This is a genomic window from Streptomyces thermolilacinus SPC6, from assembly GCF_000478605.2.
Classification (GTDB): Bacteria; Actinomycetota; Actinomycetes; order Streptomycetales; family Streptomycetaceae; genus Streptomyces; species Streptomyces thermolilacinus.
Genome location: NZ_ASHX02000001.1, coordinates 4,225,169 through 4,246,515 on the forward strand (window position 1 = coordinate 4,225,169; position 21,347 = coordinate 4,246,515).

Consider the following 21,347-nt stretch of genomic DNA (forward strand, 5'->3'; position numbering starts at 1 on the left):
CGGCTGCCGCCGACCGGGCTCTTCGCCGCGCGGCCGATAATGGGCGGGTGGCGAGGAACAGGCAGCGGGGCGGACGGGCAGCGGCGGCGGAGACGGTCAGCGAGCCCGTCGACGGCGGCCTCGCCGAACTCGTACCCGACCGGGACCGGCCCCGCGCGTGGACGCTGCTCATCGACGGCGCCCCGCAGTCGCACGTGGACCTGGACGACCCGGCTCACCTCGACTTCGCGTACCAGCGCCGCCTCGGCCATGTCATCGACCTGGCCGCACCCCCCGGCCGGCCCGTGCACGCCGTGCACCTCGGCGGCGGGGCGTTCACCCTCGCCCGGTACGTGGCCGCGACCAGGCCCCGCTCCACCCAGCAGGTCGTGGAGATCGACACACCGCTGGTCGGCCTCGTGCGGCGGGTCCTGCCGCTCGACCCGGCCGCGCGGATACGGGTGCGCGGCGGCGACGCCCGCGCCGGTCTCGCCAAGCTGCCGGACGGCTGGGCGGACCTGGTCATAGCGGACGTGTTCAGTGGCGCCCGCACCCCCGCGCACCTGACCAGCACCGAGTTCCTCACCGAGGTGCGGCGCGTCCTGAAGCCCACCGGGCAGTACGCCGCGAACCTCGCCGACGGACCGCCGCTGGCCCATCTGCGCGGCCAGATCGCCACGGCCGCCGCCGTCTTCCCCGAACTGGCGCTCGCCGCCGACCCGGTGGTGCTGCGGGGCCGCCGCTTCGGCAACGCCGTACTGGCCGCCTCCGCGCTGCCGCTGCCCGTCGCCGAGTTCACGCGCCGCGTGGCGAGCGACCCGCATCCGGGGCGGGTCGAACACGGCCGGGCCCTCGCGGACTTCACCGGCGGCGCCGCCCCGGTGACGGACGCGTCGGCTAAGGCGTCCCCGCAGCCCCCGTCGTCGGTCTTCCGCGACTAGGGAAGGTCTCGCGCCGGGTTGTCGTGCAGCTTGCGCCGTTCCCTGCGGTTGGGGTGGCGGATGACAACGCCCGACATGCCGCCGGACCCGGTGAGCCGGATGAGCGGCGTTCCCGGGAGCCGGTCGGGGGTGGTCCTGTCCTTCAGCCCGCCCACGCCGGGGTCCATGCCGCTGGTGTCCGCGGCCCAGCCGTCGGGGATGACGATCGTGACCCCGGACGTCTCCCCGTACGCCTCGACCGTGACCTCCGCGAGGCGGCACTCGACCCGGGTGAAGTCGACCTTCACGCCGCCCACGCCTCCGTGGGCGATCACGCGCCCGGGGACCTCCCAGCGCCCGGGGCCCAGGGACGCGCCGTACATGCCGCCCCTGAGCACCAGCGGGGGACGGCTCGTGGGGACGTCCGGCTTGGGCAGGTCGGCGGTCAGCTCGGCCAGCTCGGCGTAGGTCTTCGACGTCAGCGCCTGCTCCAGGCGCGCATCCAGCTCGTCGAAATCGATGCGCCCCTCGGCCGCCGCGTCGCGCAGCCGTTCCACCACCGCTTCGCGGTCGGCGTCGGAGGCGCGGAGCTCTGGTGAGGGGGCGGGGCGCCCGGTGGGCTCCGGAGGCTGGGACGTCATGGCACCAAGGATAAGCAGCGCGCGAACCGGGCGGACCGGGGCCGTACATCTCCAACACCGCACGGACACCGTCCACATGGCCGCACCCCGGCCCCTTGTGGCGGCGTGTCAGGTGCGGCGGTCGTCGATCTCCACGCGGGGCGGCGAGTCGTGCCACACGCAGAACACTGAGATCTCCCGGTCGTCCCGGGTGAACGTCACCCGCAGCCAGCCCTCCGCCTTCCACACCTGCATCTGCCAGCCCGACGCCGGTGTGGCGGAGACGAGTTCGGCGGACCTCTCGCCCAGGTCGAACGCCGCGCGGCCGCCGTCCACCACATAGCTCTTCACGGTCCCGGCCGCCGTCGGCGCGGAGGGCGAGGGCGACGGGGACGGCGTACGGCTCCGGTCCGGCGGGGCCGTTGGGGACGGGGCCGTGGCCCGCGGGGGCGCGGGGCGCGCCGGGGGCGCGGACGGGGGCGCGGACGGGGAGAGCGGCACGGAGGGGCGCGGTCTGGACGTGGACGCCGCCTGCGGCTCCGGGGCCGCGGGCCGCAACGGCAGGGCGCTCGGCCGGTCGTACACCGTGCCCGCCATCACCGTGTGCACACCCCACCACGACAGGGTGGCCGCCCCGCCCGTGGCGAGCGACCACGCCAGGGCGTGAACCAGTCCTCTTCGCATCCGGGCCATGGTGCACCATCCGTACACTCCGTCAACACCGGTCCCTCGCATTCCGCCGAATGGCGTACGGTGCCGCCCATGGCAAGTGTGCTCGTGGTCGAGGACGACCAGTTCGTGCGCTCCGCCCTCATCCGGCACCTGACCGAGGCCGCCCACGCGGTGCGCAGCGTCGGCACGGCCCTGGAGGCGCTGCGCGAGGTCGCCCATCACCGGTTCGACGTGGTCATCCTGGACCTCGGTCTGCCCGACCTGGACGGGTCGGAGGCGCTGAAGATGCTGCGCGGCATCACCGACGTACCCGTGATCATCGCGACCGCCCGCGACGACGAGGCGGAGATCGTACGGCTCCTCAACGACGGCGCCGACGACTACCTCACCAAGCCGTTCTCCGTGGAGCACCTGTCGGCGCGGATCGCGGCCGTGCTGCGCCGGGCGCGCGGCACCGGCGAGGCCCCGGCCGGGGCGGTCCTCCGGGTCGGCGGCCTCACCGTGGACCCGCTGCGCCGCCGGGCCGAACTGGACGGTCGGCACCTCGACCTGACGCGCCGCGAGTTCGACCTGCTGGCGTTCCTCGCCGGGCGGCCGGGGGTCGTCGTACCGCGCCGGGAACTGCTCGCGGAGGTGTGGCAGCAGGCGTACGGCGACGACCAGACCATCGACGTGCACCTGTCGTGGCTGCGCCGCAAGCTCGGCGAGACCGCCGCGAGCCCGCGCTATCTGCACACGCTGAGGGGCGTCGGCGTGAAGCTGGAGCCGCCGAGGTGAGATGGGCGCTCGTCAAGGTGGCGCTGGCCGTCACGACGATGGTCGTCCTCGCCTTCGCCGTACCGCTGGGCCTGGTCATCAAGGAGCTGGCCCGCGACCGCGCGTTCGGCAACGCCGAGCGGCAGGCCGCCGCGATCGGCCCGACCCTGTCCATCACCACCGACCGGGCCGCGCTGGAGCGGGCCGTCGCCTCCACGCAGGCCGGGGCGGCCGGGCGGATGGCCGTGCACATCCCCGCGCCGCCCGTCCCGCCCGGTGGCGGCGCCGCCCTGGAGATCGGCACCGGCCGGGCCGCCGGGGCGGACCTGGAGACCGTACGGCGGGCGCCGCGCGCGTCCGTCGCGGAGGTCGCCGGGGGCTCCGTACTGCTCCAGCCGACCGCGCTGGGCACCGGGCAGATCGCCGTCGTGGAGGTGTTCGTCCCGGAGGGCGAGCTGACCCGTGGGCTCGCCACGGCGTGGCTGGTCCTCGCCGGGGTCGGCGCCGCCCTGGTCGTCGGGTCGGTCGCCGTCGCGGACCGGCTCGGCGTCCGCATGGTGCTGCCGGCCCAGCTCCTGGCGCGCGCCGCCCACGACCTGGGCGAGGGCAGGCTCGGCGCCCGCGTACCGGAGGAGGGCCCCGCCGAACTGCGCTCGGCCGCCGTCGCGTTCAACTCCATGGCCGACCAGGTCGTCCAGCTCCTCGCCAACGAGCGGGAGCTCGCCGCCGACCTGTCGCACCGGCTGCGCACGCCGCTGACGGTGCTGCGCCTGAACGCCGCGTCGCTGGGGGAGGGCCCGGCGGCCGAGCAGACCCGCGCGGCCGTCGAGCAGCTGGAGCGGGAGGTCGACACGATCATCCGCACGGCGCGGGAGGCCAAGCCGCAGACGACGGCGGCCGGGCCCGGCGCGGGCTGCGACGTCTCGGAGGTCGTACGGGAGCGGATGGCGTTCTGGTCGGCGCTCGCGGAGGACGAGGGCCGTACGGTACGGCTGGCCGGGGTCGAGCGGCCCGTACGGGTCCCGGTCGCCCGCCCCGAACTGGCCGCCGCACTGGACGCGTTGCTCGGCAACGTGTTCCGGCACACCCCGGAAGGCACCGCCTTCGCGGTGGACGTGCACAACGGCGACGACGCGGTGATCGTGCTGGTCTCCGACGCCGGGCCGGGCATCGCCGACCCGGCGGCGGCGCTCGCCCGGGGCAACAGCGGGGCGCGCGACGGCTCGACGGGGCTCGGCCTGGACATCGTGCGCCGGGTCGCGGAGTCCACGGGCGGCGATGTGCGGATCGGCCGGTCGGTGCTGGGTGGCACGGAGGTCCGCGTGTGGCTGGGCCTCGGCGTACGGGGCTCGGGCCCGGCCGCCCGGCGGACGCGCGGGAGGCGCCGGACCCGCCGACGCGGGGCGCCCGCGTGACGGGCCGGAACGGGCCGCTGCCGCAGTCGGCGCCGCGCGCCACGGGCTCGTAGCCGCTACGGCTCCACGCGGGTCAGTTCCTCCATGGATCCGCCGCCCGTGCTGTTGCCGCGCGTGACGTACAGCTTGCCCTCGCCCGCCGGGGTGATGACCATCCGGCCGCGCACCGGGCAGGACGACGTGGAGGGCTCCAGCGGGCTGAGGACCAGCCGGTCGTTGTGCGCGCCCGCCAGGACGGACACCCACACGCAGTCCTTGTGGCGCCCCGCGCCGGTCGCGGTGGCCACCTGCTTGCCGACGTCGCCCTGCTCGATGGTGAGCTTCAGCCGGTCGTCGGCGTGCTTGGCGGGCAGCTGCCACGTGCCGAGGTACTTGGGGTGGACGGCCGTCCGCAGGGCCGTGGACGGTTCGAGTACCGCCTTCGCGCCCTCCATCCGCCAGTCCAGCTTGCCGTCCGTGCGGGCGGCGAGGTCCATCGGCGGCGGGGGCGCGCACTCCTTCCAGTCCTTCGGCACGGCCCGCGTCTTCTGGCCCGCGCCGAGCGTGATCTTCTCGTCGTCCACCGTCCCGAGCGGGCTCTCCCCCTCGCACAGCGCCTTGGCGCCGGTCAGCCGCACCTTGGCGACGGGCGTGTTCTTCTCGCCCTGCTCGATCTCGAACCGGCCGTGCACCCGTTCGCCGGACGCCAGGCGGATCACGCCCTCCCAGGACCCGAGGTACCGGTCGGGGACCGCGCCCTCGATCTTCCTGACCTCGGGCATCGTCTCGGCCTCCTTGTCCGCGAGGATGCCGATGATGATCAGGATGACCGGTACGAGGAGGATGCCGCCCAGCACCGAGCAGGTGACGATCAGCGCGGTGCGCCCGCCGCTGCGGGCCGGGGCGGGCGGCGGCAGGGGCGCGTAGGTCTGCGGGTGCGGGGTGTGCTGGAGGGGCGGCGGCCCGTACGGGGAGTGCTGCACCGGCCCGTACGGGCCGGGCCCCGGGCCGGGCGGGGGCGTGTTCAGCGCGGTCGGCCCGTACGGGGACGGCGCCGGGGTCGGGGCGAGGGCCGTCGCGGGACCGGGCGCGGGCGCCGCCGACTGCGGGTGCTGGGGGTGGTGGTGCGCGTGCTGGTGCTGCGGGGCCTGCGGGGCCTGCCGGGCCGCCTGGGGGGCCTCCGCGTCCAGGAGCCGGGCCGCCCGCTGGCCGAGCTGCGCCAGGAGCGCGCCGGGCAGCCAGGCGCCCGCCGGTTCCGCGTCGCGCGTGGCCTCGACCAGTTCGGCCACCGTCGGCCGCGCCGCCGGGTCCTTGATGAGGCAGGCGCGCACCAGGCCGGCGATCCTCGACGGGACGCCCTCGAGGTCCGGGTCCTCCTGCGCGATCCGGTACAGCACGCTGTGGACGCCGCTGTCGGCGCCGCCGAACGGGGTGCGCCCCGTCGCCGCGTACGCGAGGACCGCGCCCAGGCAGAACACGTCCGACGCCTGGGTGACGCTCTCGCCGCGCACCTGCTCGGGCGACATGAAGCCGGGCGACCCGACCATCACCCCGGTCCGGGTCCGCACGTCGGCGGCGGCGCTCCGCCCGTCCAGGGCGCGGGCGATGCCGAAGTCGATGACGCGCGGCCCGTCGACCGTGACCAGGATGTTCGACGGCTTCAGGTCCCGGTGGACCAGCCCCACCGCGTGGATGGACGCCAGTGCCTGTGAGAGCCCGCTCGCCAGGGCCCGTACGGACGTGTCGGGCAGCGGCCCGTGGTCCCGGTCCACCACCTCGGTCAGCGAAGGCCCCGGTACGTACCCGGTGGCCACCCACGGCACGGCCGCTTCCGTGTCGGCGTCCAGCACCGGGGCGGTCCACTGCCCGCCGACGCGCCGCGCGGCGGCCACCTCCTGGGCGAAGCGGCGCCGGAACTCCTCGTCGCGGGCCAGCTCCTGGAGGACCAGCTTCACGGCGACCGTACGACCGCCCTCGCTGCGCGCGAGGTACACGCGGCCCATGCCTCCGGCGCCGAGGCGGCCGAGGAGACGGTAGGGGCCTATCCACGCGGGGTCTTCAGCGGTGATGGGATGCACCGTCGGATCTTCGCACAGCCGCGCCGACGGGGGTTCCGGGGCCGGGCGCCCGGTCGCGACGCCCCGGCCAGGCCCGACCATTAATCCACGCCGATGCGTTCCTTAAGCGCGGCCTAAGATCCACGACTGCCGCCCTGAACGGGCTTTTTGTCCGGTTCGGGCCCGCTAGCGTCTGCGCCGACCCCACCCCCACACCCCCCACATCCCCACCCCCGAGACCCCCCGACCCCCCACCCGGCAGGACGAGGCAGGCACAGCGATGGGCACAGTGACGCACCGGCGCAGGACCAGCGGCAGGGCGAAGGCGATCGGCGCGCTGGTCGCGGCGGCGCTTGCGGGGGGCGCGGCGTTCGCGTTCACCGGCACGGCGCAGGCGAGCGCGGTGAGCGCCGCGTACACCAGGACCAGCTCCTGGAGCGGCGGTTACACCGGCCAGTACGTCGTCACCAACACGACCGGGCAGGCCCGCTCCGGCTGGACGCTGGAGTTCGACCTCCCGGCCGGGACGCGCCTGCGCTCCCTGTGGAACGGCGAGCACACGGTCGACGGGCGGCACGTCACGGTCAAGCCGTCGGGCTGGAACCGGGAGCTGGCGCCCGGCGCGTCCGTCACGGTGGGCTTCGTCACCGCCGCCGACGGGGCCGCGGCACAAGGCGACCCGACGGGCTGCCTCATCGACCGGGTGAAGTGCTCCGCCGAGCAGGGCCCCACGCCGCAGCCATCCGGCCGTCCCTCCGGACAGCCCACCCCCGCCCCGAGCCCGACCGCCACCGCCGCTCCCACGCCCACGGCCGGCACGACGGTCACGCCGACGCCGACGCCGACGCCGACGCCGACGCCGACGCCGACGGCCACCGGCACCCCGGCGGGCGGCGCCCGGTTCGCGCCGTACGTGGACACCTCGCTCCACCCGGCGTACGACCTGCTGGACACCGTCGAGAAGACCGGCGTCAAGGAGTTCAACCTCGCCTTCATCACCTCCGGCGGCGGCTGCGTCCCGCGCTGGGGCGGCGTCACCGCCCTGGGCGACGACAAGGTGGCCGCGCAGATCGGCGCCCTGCGGGCGAAGGGCGGCGACGTACGGGTGTCCTTCGGCGGCGCCGCCGGGCACGAGCTGGCCCTCGACTGCGCGAACGCCACCGACCTGGCCGCCGCGTACGGGAAGGTCATCGACCAGTACGAGCTGACCAAGGTCGACTTCGACGTGGAGGGCGCGGCCCTGCCCGACACGGCCGCCAACACCCGCCGGGCCCAGGCCATCGCCCGGCTCCAGCAGACCCACCCGGGCCTCGACGTGTCGTTCACGCTGCCGGTCATGCCCGAGGGCCTCACCCAGCCGGGCGTGAACCTGCTCGCCGACGCGAGGAGGAACGGCGTGCGGATCGACGCCGTCAACATCATGGCGATGGACTACGGCCCCGCCTACAGCGCCGACATGGGGCAGTACGCCATCGAGGCGGCGACGGCGACACAGGCGCAGATCAAGGGCGTGCTCGGGCTGTCCGACGCGGCGGCGTGGAAGACGGTCGCCGTCACGCCGATGATCGGCGTCAACGACGTCACGACGGAGATCTTCCGGGTGGACGACGCCACGCAGCTGGTGGACTTCGCCCGGTCGAAGGGGATCGGCTGGCTGTCCATGTGGTCCTCGACGCGCGACAAGCAGTGCGCGGCGGGCGCGGTGCACCACGCCGACCCGACCTGCTCCTCGGTCCTCCAGCAGCCGCTGGCCTTCACCAAGGCGTTCGCCGCGTACCAGTAGCCACTGCGGGCCCCGAAGCCCTGGGACCCGGGCTTCCCGGACCCTCGCACCGGCGCCCCCCGGGCCCCCGCCCCCGTGAACCGCCACCCCCCACACGCGCGCCCCGGCCGTCGACCCCACCCCGGCCGGGGCGCGCTCCCGCGCACGGCCCGTACGGCCCCGCAAGCCCCGCACCCCCGCACGCCCCGGCCGGGCGCGGCGTCCCGGCCGGGCAGGCGGCCCCGGCCGGGTGCGGGCCCGGCGCGGTCAGTCCGCGTCGGCGTCCCGCGCGGGCAGCTCGCCGCTCCTGGCCACGCGCGCGTACCAGTGGGCGCTCGCCTTCGGGGTGCGCTGCTGCGTCGCGTAGTCCACGTGCACGGCGCCGAACCGCTTCCCGTACCCGTACGCCCACTCGAAGTTGTCCAGCAGCGACCACAGGAAGTACCCGCGCACGTCCGCGCCGTCCTCCACCGCGCGGTGCACCGCCTCCAGATGGCCGTGCAGGTAGGCGATGCGCTCCGGGTCGTGGACCGTGCCGTCCGGGCCGACCACGTCCTCGTACGCGGCGCCGTTCTCCGTCACGTACAGCGGCAGCTCCGGGTACTGCCGTGCCAGCCGCGTCAGCAGGTCGTACAGGCCCGACGCGTCCACCGACCAGCCCATCGCGGTCAGCTCGCCCGGCGGCTGGTGGAACACGACCTCGTCCGCGCCCGGCCACGGCGAGAACGCGCCGCCGCCGTGCCCGCCGTCCGCCATGCCCGGCTCGGCGCCGCCGGGGGCCGAGACGACGGTCGGCGTGTAGTAGTTGACGCCCAGGAAGTCCAGCGGCTGGTGGGCCGTCGCCGTGTCGCCGGGCCGGACGAACGCCCAGTCCGTGAGCCGCGCCGTGTCCGCGGGCAGGTCCTCCGGGTACGTGCCGTCGAGCATCGGGCCGAGCCAGATCCCGTTGCCGACCGTGTCGATGCGCCGCGCCGCCTCCACGTCGCCGGGCGCCCGCGTCAGCGGCCTGACCTCGTGGAGGTTGAGGGACACTCCGACCTCGGCGCGCGGCGGGAGGGCCGCGCGCAGCGCCTGCACGGCCAGACCGTGCGCGAGGTTCAGGTGGTGGGCGGCGCGGAGCGCGGCGACCGGGTCCGTGCGCCCCGGCGCGTGCACCCCGGAGCCGTATCCGAGGAACGCGCTGCACCAGGGCTCGTTGAGCGTGGTCCACCGGTCCACCCGGTCGCCCAGCGCGTCGGCGACGAGCGTCGCGTACTCCCCGAACCGTTCCGCCGTGGCGCGCTCCGGCCAGCCGCCGGCGTCCTCCAGCTCCTGCGGCAGGTCCCAGTGGTACAGGGTCAGCGCGGGCCGGATGCCCGCCGCGAGCAGCTCGTCCACGAGCGCCCGGTAGAAGTCGAGGCCCTTCTGCACGGCCGGGCCCCGCCCGGTCGGCTGCACCCGCGACCAGGAGACGGAGAAGCGGTACGCGGTCAGGCCGAGGCCGGCCATCAGCCGGACGTCGTCGCGGAACCGGTGGTAGTGATCGACGGCCACGTCCCCGGTGTGCCCGGCGAACACCTTTCCGGGCGTGTGCGAGAACGTGTCCCAGATGGACGGCGTACGGCCGTCCTCGGCGGCCGCACCCTCGATCTGGTACGCGGCGGTGGCGGTCCCCCACAGGAAACCGGACGGGAACCTGCGGATCGCGGTGAGCGGCCGTGCTTCGGACGCAGTCATAGGAGAGCGCTCCCAACGCGGAGAGGAAAGGGCTACGGAAAGGGGAAACGAGCGACGGGACGACAAGGCGCGCCACGGAGCGACGAGGCGCGCCACGGCAGGGCGGGGCGCGCCACGCGACGGCGGGACGCGCCACGGAGGGCGGAACGCGCCACGGAGGGGCGGCGGACCTGAGGCAGGGCGACGGGCTGCGGGAAGGCGACGGGCCGTGGAAGGGCCGGCCGCCGCCGCGGGGAAGGCCACGGCGGCGGGGCCTGCCGTCAGCTCTTGACGGCGCCCGAGGTGATGCCGCCGACGATGTGCTTGCCCAGCACGGCGAAGACCGCCAGCAGCGGCAGCGTGGAGATCAGCGCGCCGGTCAGCACGATGGCCTGGTTGACCGTGTGGTTGCCGGAGCCGAGTCCGGCCAGGGCGACCTGGAGCGTCGGATTGCCGTCCGGGGTGAGCGCGATGAACGGCCAGAAGAAGTCGTTCCACGCCTGGACGAAGACGAGCATGCCCAGGACGGCCATCGCGGGCCGCGCCACGGGGAACACGACGTGCCAGATGATCCGGAGGCTGTGGGCGCCGTCCACGCGGGCGGCCTCGATCAGTTCGACCGGCAGCGCCTCCAGCAGGTACTGCCGCATGAAGAACACCCCGAACGCCGCCACCAGCGACGGCAGCACGACCGACTGGAGCTGGTCCACCCACCCCAGGTCGGTGATGATCTGGTAGAGCGGGATCACGCTGAGCTGCGGCGGGATGGTCATGGTCGCCACGACCAGGGCGAGCAGGACGTTGCGGCCGCGGAACGGCAGCTTGGCGAAGGCGAACCCGGCGAGCGTGGAGAACACGACCGTGGACGCCGCCACGAGTCCCGCGACGACCGTCGTGTTGATCAGCGCCTCGCCCATGTCGACCTGGTTCCAGGCGAAGGTGAGGTTCTCGAACAGCCGGGGCCCGGGCAGCAGCGGGGCCGGTGCCTCGACGACCCGCTCGCCCGAGTGGGAGGCGGCGACGAGGTTCCAGTACAGCGGGAAGAGTGACACCAGGGCGGCGAGCCCGAGCAGGACGTAGGTGACGGGTCCGGCGTGGTGCTGCCGCCCGGCGGTCTGCTTCAGCTTCATGGGTCAGCCCTCCAGCTTCCGGCGGTTGACGCGGGCGGCGAGCAGCCGCAGGCCGCCGATGAGCAGCAGGAGCAGCAGCATCACCCAGGCGATGGCCGACGCCTGGCCCAGCGCTCCGGTCACCCAGCCCTTCTCGTACATGAGCAGGCTCAGCGTCTGGAACTGGTTGCCGCTGCCGCCGCTGACGCCCAGGCTGCCGCCGAACAGCATCGGCTCACCGAACAGCTGGGTCGCGCCGATGGTCGAGACGACGATGGTGAAGAGGATGGTGGGGCGGATGGACGGGATGGTGACGCTGATGAACTGCCGCCAGCGTGACGCCCCGTCGAGCGAGGCCGCCTCGTACAGGTCCTGCGGGACGGCCTGCATCGCGGCGAGGTAGATCAGCGCGTTGTAGCCGGTCCACCGCCAGGTCACGATCACCGAGATGGCGATCTGCGCGGGCCACTTGGACGACTCCCAGCTGACCGGTTCGAAGCCGACCCAGCCGAGCACGGTGTTGATCAGCCCGTAGTCGCTGTTGAACAGCTGGGCGAAGACGAGCGTCGCGGCGGCGATGGAGGTGGCGTACGGGGCGAGGACGGCGACCCGGAAGAAGCCGCGGCCGCGCAGCTTGTAGTTGAGCAGGTGCGCCAGGCCCAGCGCCATGAGGAGCTGCGGCACGGTGGAGATGACGCCGATGGTGAAGGTGTTGGCCAGCGCGTTCCAGAAGAAGTCGCTGTCCCACAGGGCGGTGTAGTTGTCGAAGCCGCGCCACTCGGCCTCGCCGCCCAGCTCCACCCGGTGCAGCGAGAGCCACCCGGTGTAGATCAGCGGGAACAGCCCGAACGCGGCGAAGCAGAGGAAGAACGGCGCGACGAACGCGTACGGCGTCGCCTTCAGGTCCCACCGGTACAGCCGGCTGCGCCACCCGGCACGCACCGGGACGGGCGGAGGTTTCGGTGGTGCGGAGGGGGTGGCCACGGGAGCGTCGTCCTTCCAGGGGGATGCGGAGTGAGCTGCTGCGGGGGCTCGGGGCGGTGCGGTCCGGAACGGGCGGGTGCCTTGACCGGGGCGGTGCTGTCGGGGCCGTACGCGCCGAGGCGCGGCGTCCGGGGCACCACCCACGGGGCAACGGGCCAGTTCCGGGCACCGCCGTGGGGCGTAGGGGCGCACCGCCCCGGGGGTGTTCGGGGGGTGCGCCCCCGGGGCCCAGGGGGCGGGCGGCCCACGGGGCCGGGGGGCGCGCCGCCCATGGGCCCAGGGCCCACGGCGCGGGCGCGGGGCCCAGGGGAGGTGCCGCCCCGGCACGGGGCACCGGGGCGGCGCCCCGGTTACTTGGCGATCTTGTCGTCGATCAGCTTCTTCACCGTCGCCCAGGCGGCGTCCGGCGCCGTCCCGCGCTGCTCCACGTCAAGGATCCCGTTGTCCGTCAGGAACGTCTTGACCTGCCCGTCCCACCGGCTGACCGGCGCCGGGGTGATCCCGGCCGCGGCCGACGAGTAGATCTTCCCGACGGGCGTGTCCCCGAAGTACGGGATCTTCGCGTTCTGGACGGCGGGCGAGTCCAGCGTGTCCTTGGTGGACGGGATGTTGCCGTTCACGCCGAAGACCTTGGCGTGCTGCTCGGGCGCCGTCAGCCACGCGGCGAGCTTCGCGGCCTCCTCGGCGTGCTTGCCGGCCTTCGGTACGGCGAGGAAGGAGCCGCCCCAGTTGCCCGCGACGGGCGGCGCGGCGATGTCCCACTTGCCCTGGTTGGCGGGCCCGGCCTGGTCCTTGATGATGCCGGTCATCCAGGACGGGCAGGCGACGGTGGCGAACCGGGAGTTCTTGAAGCCGGCGTTCCACGTGCCCTTCTCGTCGAACTGGCGCAGCTTCGCGGTCATCCCGCCCTGCGCGGCCTCCACGGCGAGGTTCCAGGCGGTCTTGACGCCGGGGCTGTTCTCCCAGTCGAGTTCGCCCTTGTCGTTGGCGTACTGCTGGGGCTGGCTGGACAGGACGGCGTTGAACAGGCCGCTGGCGGAGTCGTGGAAGGCGGTCCCGGCGGGCGCGTTGCGCTGGTACGTCTTGCCGGTGGCGACGAACTTCGCCCAGTCGCCCGCCCACAGCCTGGCGACCTGCTCGCGGTCGGTGGGCAGTTTGGCCTTGGCGAAGAGGTCCTTGTTGTAGCAGATGGCCATGGGGCCGATGTCGGTGCCGAGGCCGATGACCTTGCCGTCGGCGGTGGTGGCCTGCTTGACCTTCCAGTCGAGGAAGGCGCCCAGGTCGGCGCCGCCGGTCTTCGACAGGTCCACCCACTTGCTGCCGAGGGTGGGGCCGGTCGCCTCGGCGATGTAGCCGACCTCGACGGCCTGGATGTCGGCGAGGCCGCTGTTGCGGGAGAGGCGCAGCTTGAGGGTGTCCCAGTACTTCTGGCCGTCGGCGACGTTCGACTCGACGATCTTGATGTGCGGGTTCAGCTTCTCGTACTCGGCGTAGAGCTTGGCGCCGTTCTCGTTGTCGTAGCCGAACGAACCGAAGGTGCCGATCCGCAGGGTGATCTTCCCGCCGCCGTCCGCGGCGGAGTCGTCGTCCCCGCCGTCGCCGCACCCGGCGATCAGGGCCGCGCAGGCCATGAGGGCGGTCGCCGCGAGCGCGCGGCGGCGGCGTCTGCCGGGCAGGTCGGGGGTGCTGCTGGTAGTGCGCATTCTCCACTCTCCTCGTCCAGGGCGGTGGTGCTGGTCGTGCGCCGGGTGGCGGGCGGGGCCATGGCCCGGCGGTCCCGCGCCCGCTCGCGGGGGCGGGTCTTCCTGATGGATGCGGACGGCGTGCGGCGGCTCGGTCGGGCGCCGGTCGGGCAGGGGGCGGGGTACGCCCGGGAAGAGCTCATGGGAGCGCTCCCACATCGCTATGCCCGGAAGGTTGCTGCCTGGCGGGTGCGGGTGTCAAGAGATGAACGCCGATTGCCCGGTTCGGAGTTGCGGGACGTCCGCAGTGCGGTGCCCGCCTTCGGTTCCTCAAGGCGACCGCTGGAGCCGTACGCCACGATCCGCTACGTTGGGAGCGCTCCCACCACCCAGGGTCAGGTCCTGGGCCTCCCGCTGAGGCCGGGGAGCGGTGCAGGCTCTAGGTTGGCTGCATCGACACTGGACGGGAGACGTGACGCCATGGCGGTGAACGGACGGCAGGGCGGCAGGCCCACCCTGGAGGAGGTCGCGGCCCGGGCCGGCGTCGGCAGGGGCACGGTGTCCCGCGTGATCAACGGTTCGCCCCGCGTCAGCGACCGTGCGAAGGCGGCGGTCTCCCAGGCGATCGCCGAGCTCGGCTACGTGCCGAACCGCGCCGCCCGCGCGCTGGCGGGGGCCCGTACGGACGCGGTGGCCCTGGTGATCCCGGAGACGGAGGCGCGGCTGTTCGCGGAGCCGTACTTCCTCGACATCATCCGCGGTGTGAGCGCCGAACTGGGCGACGCGGACAAGCAGTTGCTGCTCACGCTGATCCGGTCCGACCAGGAGCGGCAGCGCTTCGAGCAGTACCTGGCGGCGCAGCGCGTGGACGGGGTGCTGCTCGTGTCGGTGCACGCGGACGACCCGCTGCCGGACGTGGTGCGGGGCCTGGACATCCCGGCCGTCCTCAACGGCCGCCGCTCGGAGGAGGAGCCGGTGGCGTACGTGGACTCCGACAACGTGGGCGCGGGCTGCTCGGCGGTGGCGCACCTGGCGGAGCGCGGCCGCCGCCGGATCGCCACGATCACGGGCCCGCTCGACATGTACGTGGCCCGCTGCCGCCTCGACGGCTACCGGCAGGGCCTGGCGGCGGCGGGGCTCGCGGCCGACGAAGCGCTGGTCGCCGCCGCCGACTTCACCGAGGAGGGCGGCCGCCGGGCCATGCGCGGGCTGCTGGAGCGGTGCCCGGACCTGGACGCGGTGTTCGCGGCGTCGGACGTGATGGCGGCGGGCGCCCGGGTGGCGCTGCGCGAGGCGGGGCGGCGCGTCCCGGACGACGTGGCGCTGATCGGCGTGGACGACTCGGCGGTGGCCCGCCACATGGACCCGCCGCTGACGAGCGTGCGCCAGCCGATCGAGGAGATGGGCCGCGTGATGGCCCGCGTACTGCTCCAGGAGATCGCCGGTGCGGAGGCGGAGCCGCGGCGGCTGGTGCTGCCGACGGAACTGGTCGTACGCGAATCGGCCTGACGCCCGGCCCGGCGCCGGCCGGAGGCGGCACCCTGTCGCGGGGTGCTCGACGAAGCGCAATCCACCGTTGCCCCTCCCGCCCGGCCGTCGAGCCGGTCGCGCCCGGCACGCGGGGAGGGCAACCCCCGACATGGGCTACTCAACTTTGACTAGTCTGTCGGCATGGGAGAGCAGACCGTTCCGATCCTGCCGTGCCGGGACCTCCGTCCCGTCCTCGACTTCTACACCGCCCTCGGCTTCGAGGTGACCTTCCGGCAGCTGAGCCCCAACCCGTACGCCGTCGTGCGCCGGGGCGGCGTCCAGCTGCACTTCTTCGCCATGCGGCGCTACGAGCCCGCCGAGTCGTACAGCACCTGCCTCGTACGCACCGACGACATCGACGTGCTGCACCGGGAGTTCCGCGCCGGACTGAAGGCGGCGTACGGGCGGATACCCGCGCGGGGCCTGCCGCGCATCGGGGCGCTGCGCACCGCCTCGCACGGGGTGCGGCAGTTCCTGATGACCGACCCGGGGGGCAACTGCGTGCGCGTCGCGCAGGGCCTCGGCGGGGACCAGCACCACCGGCCCGCTCCGGAGGGCACGTTCGCCCGCGCGCTGCACCACGCCGCGCTGTTCGCCGACTCGCGGGAGGACCCGGCCGCCGCGGCTCGCGTCATCGACCGCGCGTTCGCGGCGGCGGAGGAGGAGCCCACGCCCGTACAGGCGCTGCGGCTGCTCGTGCTGCGCGCCGACGCGGCCCGGCGCCTCGGCGACGAACGCACCGCCGCCGACTGCCTCACGCGGGCGCGGGCCGTCGGGCTGAGCGGCGCCGAGCGGGAGGAGGTGTACGACGCCCTCCGGCGGCTGGGTGAGCTGCTGGAGGAGTGAGGGTCCGTGAGGGGCCGCTCGCCCCGGCTCCGGGGGCGAGCGCCGCTCGGGCGCGCCCGGGGGTGGGTGCCCCTCGGGCGGGCCCGCTGGTCAGGGCGCACCGAGCAGTGCCGCCACGGCCGCGCGGGCGTGGCGGGCCGGGGCCGGGTCGCCGCTGATGCCCGCCGTCACGATCGCCCCCTCGGCGAGGAGGAAGACCGGTTCGGCCACCGGCACCCCCGTGGCGGCGACCCACTCGGCGATCTGGTCGTGGAACGCCCGCTTGTGCGCGCGGACCTCGGCCAGCACCGCCTGGGAGGAGGAGCCGAGCTCCCCGTGGACGTTGACCCAGGCGCACCCCCGGAAGCCGGGCGTCCCGAACCACTCGGCGAGCCAGTCGAAGACCGCGAGCACCCGCTCCCGCGGGTCCTGGACCTGCTCGACGCGGGCGGCCAGTTCGCCCCTCCACCGCTGGTCGCGCCGCCGGAGCACCGCCACCACCAGGTCCTCCTTCGCCGCGAACATCCGGTAGATCCGCTTCAGCGGCAGGCCGGACGCCGCGCGCACCTCGTCCATCCCGACGGCCTGGATGCCCCGCTCGTAGAAGAACCGCTCGGCCGTGTCGAGCAGCGCCTCGCGGTCCAGGCGGTTCTGCTCCTCGGTGATCGGGGCCGGCATCCGGGGCTCCTTGACGTAGAGAACGATCGTTCCCTACCTTAGTCCGCACCAGTGGAGAACGAGCGTTCTCTACATCTCGGGAGGTCACCGTGCCGGAAGATCGTCCGCCGTACCCGCCGTTCGACCGGGAGTCGGCCCTGCGGAAGGTCCAGGCCGCCGAGGACGCGTGGAACACCCGCGACCCGAGGCGCGTGGCGCTCGCCTACACACCGGACTCGGTGTGGCGGAACAGGGACGTGTTCCTCCAGGGCCGAGAGGAGATCGTCGCCTTCCTGACCCGCAAGTGGGAGCGGGAGCGGGACTACGCGCTCCGCAAGAGCCTGTGGGCGTTCGACGGCGACCGGATCGCCGTCCGCTTCCAGTACGAGTGGCGCGACGCGGACGACCAGTGGTGGCGCAGCTACGGCAACGAGCTGTGGGAGTTCGACGAGCGCGGCCTCATGCGGCGCCGCGAGGCGAGCATCAACGACACCGCCATCGCCGAGGCCGACCGGCGCATCCACGGCCCCCGGCGCGCGGACGAGCACGGGACCGACATCCCGCTCCGGTAGCGCCCGCCTGCGCCCCCGCCCCGAGCTCCCGTTCCCGCGCCGGGCCGCCCCGTTCCCGCGCCGGGCCGCCCCGTTCCCGCGCCGGGCCGCCCCGCTCCCGGCCGCGTGGCCGGGGAGGGGGGCCGGGACACGACCTAGGGCGTCTCTTTCGGATCATGCCTAAACGGCGTCGTCCTCCGCGCGCACCCAGATCAGCTGCGCGTCGCTCAGCGGGGGGTCGAACCCTTCCGGGAACATCAGCATCAGTGGTTGCGGCCACATGCTCTCGGGCCCGTGCTCTTGGCAGTGCAGGGCGATGACATGCGGCCCTTCCCCACAGGACTCGTGCCAGTAGGGGCGGTCATGGGCCTGGCAGAAGTACCCGAACCTGTAGCAGCTGTCCTCATTGCTCGGCTCGTAGAAGCCGGGATCACGGACGATCTGGGTTACCGGCTCCTGCCGATTGAACCGGGGGATGGGCCGGGGATCACGCCACAGCAGTCGGGGAGGAAGCACGAGCTCATCCTGTACCGAGGCCGTCCCGTTCGGATCACCGGGTCGTTGGTCCGGTCATGTCGTTGACTGATGTGCAGTGGCCGCGGATCGAGCCGCTGCTTCCGGACGGGACTCAGCGACGTGGCGGGCGGTGGCGTGATCACCGGCAGGTGATCGAGGCGATCGCCTGGAAGTACCGGACGGGCTCGCCCTGGGAGGACATGCCCTCCGAGTCCGGTTCGTGGAAGGGCGTCTACACCCGCTTGCGGAAGTGGGCGCTCGACGGCGCCTGGGAGCGGGTGTTCACCGCTCTGCTCGCCCAAGCGGACGCCGACGGGGATCTCGGTTGGGTCGTCGCGGTCGACTCAACTGTCGTCCGCGCCCATCAGCACGCTGCCGGCGCCCGTAAGAAGGGGCTCTGGCCGGCGAGCCAGAAGACCATGCCCTCGGCCGTTCCCGTGGCGGACTGACCACCAAGGTCCACTTGGCGGCGGACGACCGCTGTCGGCCTCCCGCTTTCGTGCTGACCCCCGGACAGGCAGGTGACGCACCCGCATTTGAACGGGTCATGGCCACAATCCGGGTGCCTCGCCCACTCGGGCGGCCTCGGGTGAGACCGGCCATGGTCCTGGCGGACAAAGCCTATTCCCCCCGCGCGATCCGTGATCACCTCCGCAGACGCGGCATCCGGGCCGTCATCCACCAGTCCTCCGGCCCGATGGCCAGCCGAAAGCGTCGAGGCCGCCACGGCGGAAGGCCGCCGGGCTTCGACAAGGCTGCCGACAGGCAGCCGAACACCGTGGAACGGTGCATGAACAAAGCTCAAGAGTGGCGCGGCCTTGCCACCCGATACGACAAGACCGCGACCATCTACCAGGCCGGCCTGCACCTCGCGGGCATCCTCATCCGGGCCGCGCGGTGATCCGAAAGAGACCGCCTAGGCGGGACGCGCGTACGGGCGCGTGATGATCTCCATGTTGTGCCCGTCGGGGTCGTCGAAGTACGCGCCCCGGCCGCCGAAGAGGCGGTTGATCCGGCCGGGCTCGGTGTGGTGCGGGTCGGCGTAGTACGTCACGCCCGCCGCCTGCAGCCGGTCGATCATCGTGTCGAACTCCTCGTCCGGCACGAGGAACGCGTAGTGCTGCGACGCGACGGGACCTTCGGCGGCGTAGAAGTCCAGCGTCACGCCGTTGCCCGTGTCCACGGGGATGAACGGCCCGAACGGCGCGCCCACCTCCAGCCCGAGGACTCCGGCGAGGAACTCGGCGGACGCCTGCTTGTCGGAGGCGTGGACGACGGTGTGGTTGAGATCAGCGGTCAAGGAACACTCCAGGACTGGGCAGGGGTATGGATGTCAGCGGCGGCGCGCTTCCGCATGCGCGCGCGGCATCCCGGCGGGCCCCTGGCCCACCCGGCCCTCACGAAGAGGCCGGGGACTTCCCTCGCTCATGGCCCATGGCCGACCCGGCAGTCACCCGTCGACCCTAACCACCCCGGCCGCCCCGCACCACGTGTTTCCAGCCGACATCGCGGCATGGTTGGGGCCCCCGCCCCCGGGTCTGGACCACACCGGGGGCGGAGGCTCGTTCAGGGGCGGAGCGTCAGAGCGCCGGGTGGGCGTTCTTCAGCAGCTCCTGGAACTGGGCCGAGAACCAGTGGCCCGAGATGGGCGCGTCCGGCAGGGCGCCCGACATGTTGTTGTTGTTCCGCGGGTTGCCCGGGTACGTCGGGTCGCACATCCGGTCGAAGCCCTTGCCCTCGGTGTTCGGGATGGGCTTGCTCGACCCGTCGGACTCGCCCGGGGGCTTCATCCACACGTACGCGTCGATGCCCGGCTCCGGGTTGGCCCGGGGCCGCTCGCCGAGACCCGCGCCGGCCTGGTTGCACCAGTTGCCGAGGTGGATGCGACGGTCGTAGCGGCCGCCGTCCACGTACGCGTCGACGCTCGTCGTCGCGCCCGGGCCGCTGGGCCGGGCCGTGCCGCCCCAGCCGTTGCGGGACGTGTCGATGAGCATGCCGAGCTTCGGGTCGAAGCCGATGCGCACCAGCTCGTTGCGCATGGCCTGCGCGTACGACAGCTCGTCCGTGTACCGGTTCCAGTCGATCCACTTGGAGGTGCGCACCGACTGGCCGTTGACCGTGTCGTTGACGGTGAAGTGGTCCTCCTTCAGGGCGCTGTAGTTGGCCGTGTTGACGATGAAGCCGTGGACGTTGGCGACCGTGGAGCCCTCGGCCGTCGCCGCCTGCTTGAAGATCTGGGCGGAGGCGCCGAAGTTGTCGTCCCAGCCCAGCCAGCCGTGGTGCCCGGCGTCCACGTAGTTGTAGACGTTCTTGACGGCGCCGAGCTTGGCCAGCGCGTACCCGACGCCCTTGACGTAGTTGCCGTTCGCCTTCATGACGTCGCAGTTCGGCGTGGCGGTCGGGCGCGGGGTGACGTTCGTGACCAGGTTCGGGAGGCTGTCGATCTCGACGGTGGTGACGATCCGCAGGCCCGCGTACTTCGGGTCGGCGAGGATCTGCGCGATCGGGTCGATGTACTCCGTCTTGTAGCGGTCGATCTCCGTCGGGCCCAGCTCGCCGTTGGAGGCGAGGGCGGCGCAGTCGCGGCCCGGCAGGTTGTAGATGACCAGCTGGATCGCGAGTTCGCCGTTGCCCTTCTGGCGCAGCGCCTCGTCCAGGTGGTCGCGCAGGCCCATGCCGCCGTTGACGCCGTTGATGGCGGCGATCCGGTCCAGCCAGACACCCGTGGGCTGGTTGGAGACCTTCGTGCCACCCGGCTCGGCGGCGGCCTTCGCGGACCACTCGGGGTTCACGTACACCTTGGCGCCCGCGTACGGGTTGTCCACGCGGTCGCCGACCGGCGGCGGGTCGGTGGGCGGCGGGTCCGTCGGCCCGGTCGCGCCGTTGCAGACGACGCCGTTCAGCTTGAACGTGGCCGGGACGGCGTTGGTCCCGCTGTACGAGGCGTTGAACCCGAACGTCGCCGACGCGCCGGTCGCGAGCGAGCCGTTCCACGACACGTTCTTCGCGGTGACGGCCGCGCCGGACTGGGTGATCCCGGCGTTCCAGTGCTGCGTGACCTTCTGGTCGCCGCCGAACGACCACTCCAGCGTCCAGTTGCCGACCGGGTCGCCGGTGTTGGTGACGGTGACGTTCGCGCCGAAGCCGTTGCTCCACTGGCTGGTGACCGCGTAGTCCACCTTGCAGCCCGGGGCGGCGGCCCCGGCGGGGGAGGACAGGGCGGTCGCGGTGGCCCCGGCGGTGGCGATCAGGGTGCAGGCGGCGAGCACGGCCGTCCTGCGGCGGCGCGGAGGGGGTTGGGGGGTGGTGTGGGTGACGGAAGTGGTGCTGGTGCGGCTCATGGGGGTGGGGTTTCCTCTCTGGGGATGGGAACGCCCCGGCGCCTCGGCGTCACGGCGTTCCGGTGCGGTGGTGCGGTGGTGCGGTGGTGCTCTGGTGCTCGGTGTCCCGGCGTCGCCGTGGCCCGGTTCCCCGGACGCCCGGGGTCGCCCCGGACGCCCGTGCGGCCCGGTCGCCCGTGGTCCGGGCGGTCCTGGCGGTCCGGGTGGCCCCGGTCGCCCGTGGGTCCGGGCGGTCCGGGCGGTCAGGCCACGCCCCGTCGGCGCACGGCGGGGCCGTGGCCCGCGGGGTGCGGGTCT

Annotated in this window: 18 protein-coding genes; 8 read left to right on the forward strand and 10 right to left on the reverse strand. The window is 73.7% G+C overall.

Annotated elements, in window-relative coordinates:
* The first annotated feature begins 47 nt into the window (after positions 1-47).
* Complete coding sequence (locus J116_RS18355; RefSeq protein ID WP_023588532.1) at positions 48-920, forward strand: spermidine synthase; 873 nt, start codon at positions 48-50, stop codon at positions 918-920.
* On the opposite strand, the gene J116_RS18360 is transcribed toward J116_RS18355, so the two are convergent.
* Positions 917-1,540, reverse strand: coding sequence for a DUF1707 SHOCT-like domain-containing protein (locus J116_RS18360; protein ID WP_028964228.1), 624 nt, complete (start codon positions 1,538-1,540; stop codon positions 917-919). The two genes, J116_RS18355 and J116_RS18360, sit on opposite strands and share 4 nt — an antisense overlap.
* Before the next feature lie 108 nt (positions 1,541-1,648).
* Positions 1,649-2,203, reverse strand: a complete 555-nt coding sequence (locus tag J116_RS18365; protein ID WP_028964229.1) for a hypothetical protein — start codon at positions 2,201-2,203, stop codon at positions 1,649-1,651.
* Positions 2,204-2,281: 78 nt separating this feature from the next.
* On the opposite strand from J116_RS18365, the gene J116_RS18370 reads away from it, so the two are divergent.
* Both J116_RS18370 and J116_RS18375 read left to right on the forward strand, forming a co-directional pair.
* Positions 2,282-2,968: a response regulator transcription factor gene (locus J116_RS18370; RefSeq protein ID WP_079147765.1), complete on the forward strand. Its 687-nt coding sequence runs from the start codon at positions 2,282-2,284 to the stop codon at positions 2,966-2,968.
* Positions 2,965-4,362 carry a sensor histidine kinase gene (locus J116_RS18375; protein WP_023588536.1) on the forward strand — a complete coding sequence of 466 codons (1,398 nt, stop codon included), beginning with the start codon at positions 2,965-2,967 and terminating at the stop codon, positions 4,360-4,362. The genes J116_RS18370 and J116_RS18375 overlap by 4 nt, the downstream gene beginning before the upstream one ends.
* 56 nt (positions 4,363-4,418) lie before the next feature.
* On the opposite strand, the gene J116_RS31000 is transcribed toward J116_RS18375, so the two are convergent.
* The gene (locus tag J116_RS31000) at positions 4,419-6,419 is read right to left on the reverse strand and encodes a serine/threonine-protein kinase (protein ID WP_107487099.1); all 2,001 of its coding nucleotides are present in this window, start codon (positions 6,417-6,419) and stop codon (positions 4,419-4,421) included.
* Between the two features lie 259 nt (positions 6,420-6,678).
* On the opposite strand from J116_RS31000, the gene J116_RS18385 reads away from it, so the two are divergent.
* A complete protein-coding gene (locus J116_RS18385; protein WP_023588538.1) occupies positions 6,679-8,181 on the forward strand; it encodes a glycoside hydrolase family 18 protein in 1,503 nt (500 codons plus the stop codon).
* Between the two features lie 246 nt (positions 8,182-8,427).
* Here J116_RS18385 and J116_RS18390 read toward each other — a convergent pair whose 3' ends face one another.
* The 4 genes from J116_RS18390 to J116_RS18405 all read right to left on the reverse strand — a co-directional run bounded on the left by J116_RS18390 (position 8,428) and on the right by J116_RS18405 (position 13,651).
* Complete coding sequence (locus J116_RS18390; protein ID WP_023588539.1) at positions 8,428-9,876, reverse strand: glycoside hydrolase family 1 protein; 1,449 nt, start codon at positions 9,874-9,876, stop codon at positions 8,428-8,430.
* A gap of 260 nt (positions 9,877-10,136) precedes the next feature.
* On the reverse strand, positions 10,137-10,985 hold the full coding sequence (locus tag J116_RS18395; protein ID WP_023588540.1) for a carbohydrate ABC transporter permease: 849 nt from the start codon (positions 10,983-10,985) through the stop codon (positions 10,137-10,139).
* A gap of 3 nt (positions 10,986-10,988) precedes the next feature.
* The gene (locus J116_RS18400) at positions 10,989-11,948 is read right to left on the reverse strand and encodes a carbohydrate ABC transporter permease (RefSeq protein ID WP_028964230.1); all 960 of its coding nucleotides are present in this window, start codon (positions 11,946-11,948) and stop codon (positions 10,989-10,991) included.
* A 350-nt stretch (positions 11,949-12,298) separates the two neighbouring features.
* A complete protein-coding gene (locus J116_RS18405) occupies positions 12,299-13,651 on the reverse strand; it encodes an ABC transporter substrate-binding protein (RefSeq protein WP_023588542.1) in 1,353 nt (450 codons plus the stop codon).
* A gap of 459 nt (positions 13,652-14,110) precedes the next feature.
* On the opposite strand from J116_RS18405, the gene J116_RS18410 reads away from it, so the two are divergent.
* A complete protein-coding gene (locus tag J116_RS18410; RefSeq protein WP_023588543.1) occupies positions 14,111-15,139 on the forward strand; it encodes a LacI family DNA-binding transcriptional regulator in 1,029 nt (342 codons plus the stop codon).
* Between the two features lie 162 nt (positions 15,140-15,301).
* Positions 15,302-16,006 carry a bleomycin resistance protein gene (locus tag J116_RS18415; RefSeq protein WP_023588544.1) on the forward strand — a complete coding sequence of 235 codons (705 nt, stop codon included), beginning with the start codon at positions 15,302-15,304 and terminating at the stop codon, positions 16,004-16,006.
* Between the two features lie 90 nt (positions 16,007-16,096).
* Here J116_RS18415 and J116_RS18420 read toward each other — a convergent pair whose 3' ends face one another.
* Positions 16,097-16,663, reverse strand: coding sequence for a TetR/AcrR family transcriptional regulator (locus J116_RS18420; RefSeq protein ID WP_023588545.1), 567 nt, complete (start codon positions 16,661-16,663; stop codon positions 16,097-16,099).
* Positions 16,664-16,752: 89 nt separating this feature from the next.
* On the opposite strand from J116_RS18420, the gene J116_RS18425 reads away from it, so the two are divergent.
* Both J116_RS18425 and J116_RS28675 read left to right on the forward strand, forming a co-directional pair.
* Positions 16,753-17,214: a nuclear transport factor 2 family protein gene (locus J116_RS18425; RefSeq protein ID WP_023588546.1), complete on the forward strand. Its 462-nt coding sequence runs from the start codon at positions 16,753-16,755 to the stop codon at positions 17,212-17,214.
* A gap of 551 nt (positions 17,215-17,765) precedes the next feature.
* Positions 17,766-18,610, forward strand: a protein-coding gene (locus tag J116_RS28675) for an IS5 family transposase (protein WP_394331490.1) whose coding sequence is annotated in 2 segments (ribosomal slippage) — positions 17,766-18,099 and positions 18,099-18,610 — 846 coding nt in all. Because the reading frame shifts where the segments join, the coding sequence is not laid out codon by codon here.
* 15 nt (positions 18,611-18,625) lie between these two features.
* Here J116_RS28675 and J116_RS18445 read toward each other — a convergent pair.
* Together J116_RS18445 and J116_RS18450 are read right to left on the reverse strand one after the other, a co-directional pair.
* Positions 18,626-19,009 (reverse strand): VOC family protein, encoded by a 384-nt coding sequence (locus J116_RS18445; RefSeq protein ID WP_023588548.1) that lies wholly within the window; start codon positions 19,007-19,009, stop codon positions 18,626-18,628.
* A 280-nt stretch (positions 19,010-19,289) separates the two neighbouring features.
* Complete coding sequence (locus tag J116_RS18450; RefSeq protein ID WP_028964235.1) at positions 19,290-21,050, reverse strand: glycoside hydrolase family 6 protein; 1,761 nt, start codon at positions 21,048-21,050, stop codon at positions 19,290-19,292.
* Positions 21,051-21,347 lie beyond the last annotated feature (297 nt).

Excerpts from the sequence above, each read along its gene's own strand:
- J116_RS18420 (WP_023588545.1), bottom strand. The coding sequence starts at position 16,663 with ATGCCGGCCCCGATCACCGAGGAGCAGAACCGCCTGGACCGCGAGGCG.
- J116_RS18415 (WP_023588544.1), top strand. The coding sequence starts at position 15,302 with ATGGGAGAGCAGACCGTTCCGATCCTGCCGTGCCGGGACCTCCGTCCC.
- J116_RS18390 (WP_023588539.1), bottom strand. The coding sequence starts at position 9,876 with ATGACTGCGTCCGAAGCACGGCCGCTCACCGCGATCCGCAGGTTCCCG.
- J116_RS18385 (WP_023588538.1), top strand. The coding sequence starts at position 6,679 with ATGGGCACAGTGACGCACCGGCGCAGGACCAGCGGCAGGGCGAAGGCG.
- J116_RS18405 (WP_023588542.1), bottom strand. The coding sequence starts at position 13,651 with ATGCGCACTACCAGCAGCACCCCCGACCTGCCCGGCAGACGCCGCCGC.
- J116_RS18370 (WP_079147765.1), top strand. The coding sequence starts at position 2,282 with ATGGCAAGTGTGCTCGTGGTCGAGGACGACCAGTTCGTGCGCTCCGCC.
- J116_RS18410 (WP_023588543.1), top strand. The coding sequence starts at position 14,111 with ATGGCGGTGAACGGACGGCAGGGCGGCAGGCCCACCCTGGAGGAGGTC.
- J116_RS18365 (WP_028964229.1), bottom strand. The coding sequence starts at position 2,203 with ATGCGAAGAGGACTGGTTCACGCCCTGGCGTGGTCGCTCGCCACGGGC.
- J116_RS18450 (WP_028964235.1), bottom strand. The coding sequence starts at position 21,050 with ATGAGCCGCACCAGCACCACTTCCGTCACCCACACCACCCCCCAACCC.
- J116_RS18360 (WP_028964228.1), bottom strand. The coding sequence starts at position 1,540 with ATGACGTCCCAGCCTCCGGAGCCCACCGGGCGCCCCGCCCCCTCACCA.
- J116_RS18395 (WP_023588540.1), bottom strand. The coding sequence starts at position 10,985 with ATGAAGCTGAAGCAGACCGCCGGGCGGCAGCACCACGCCGGACCCGTC.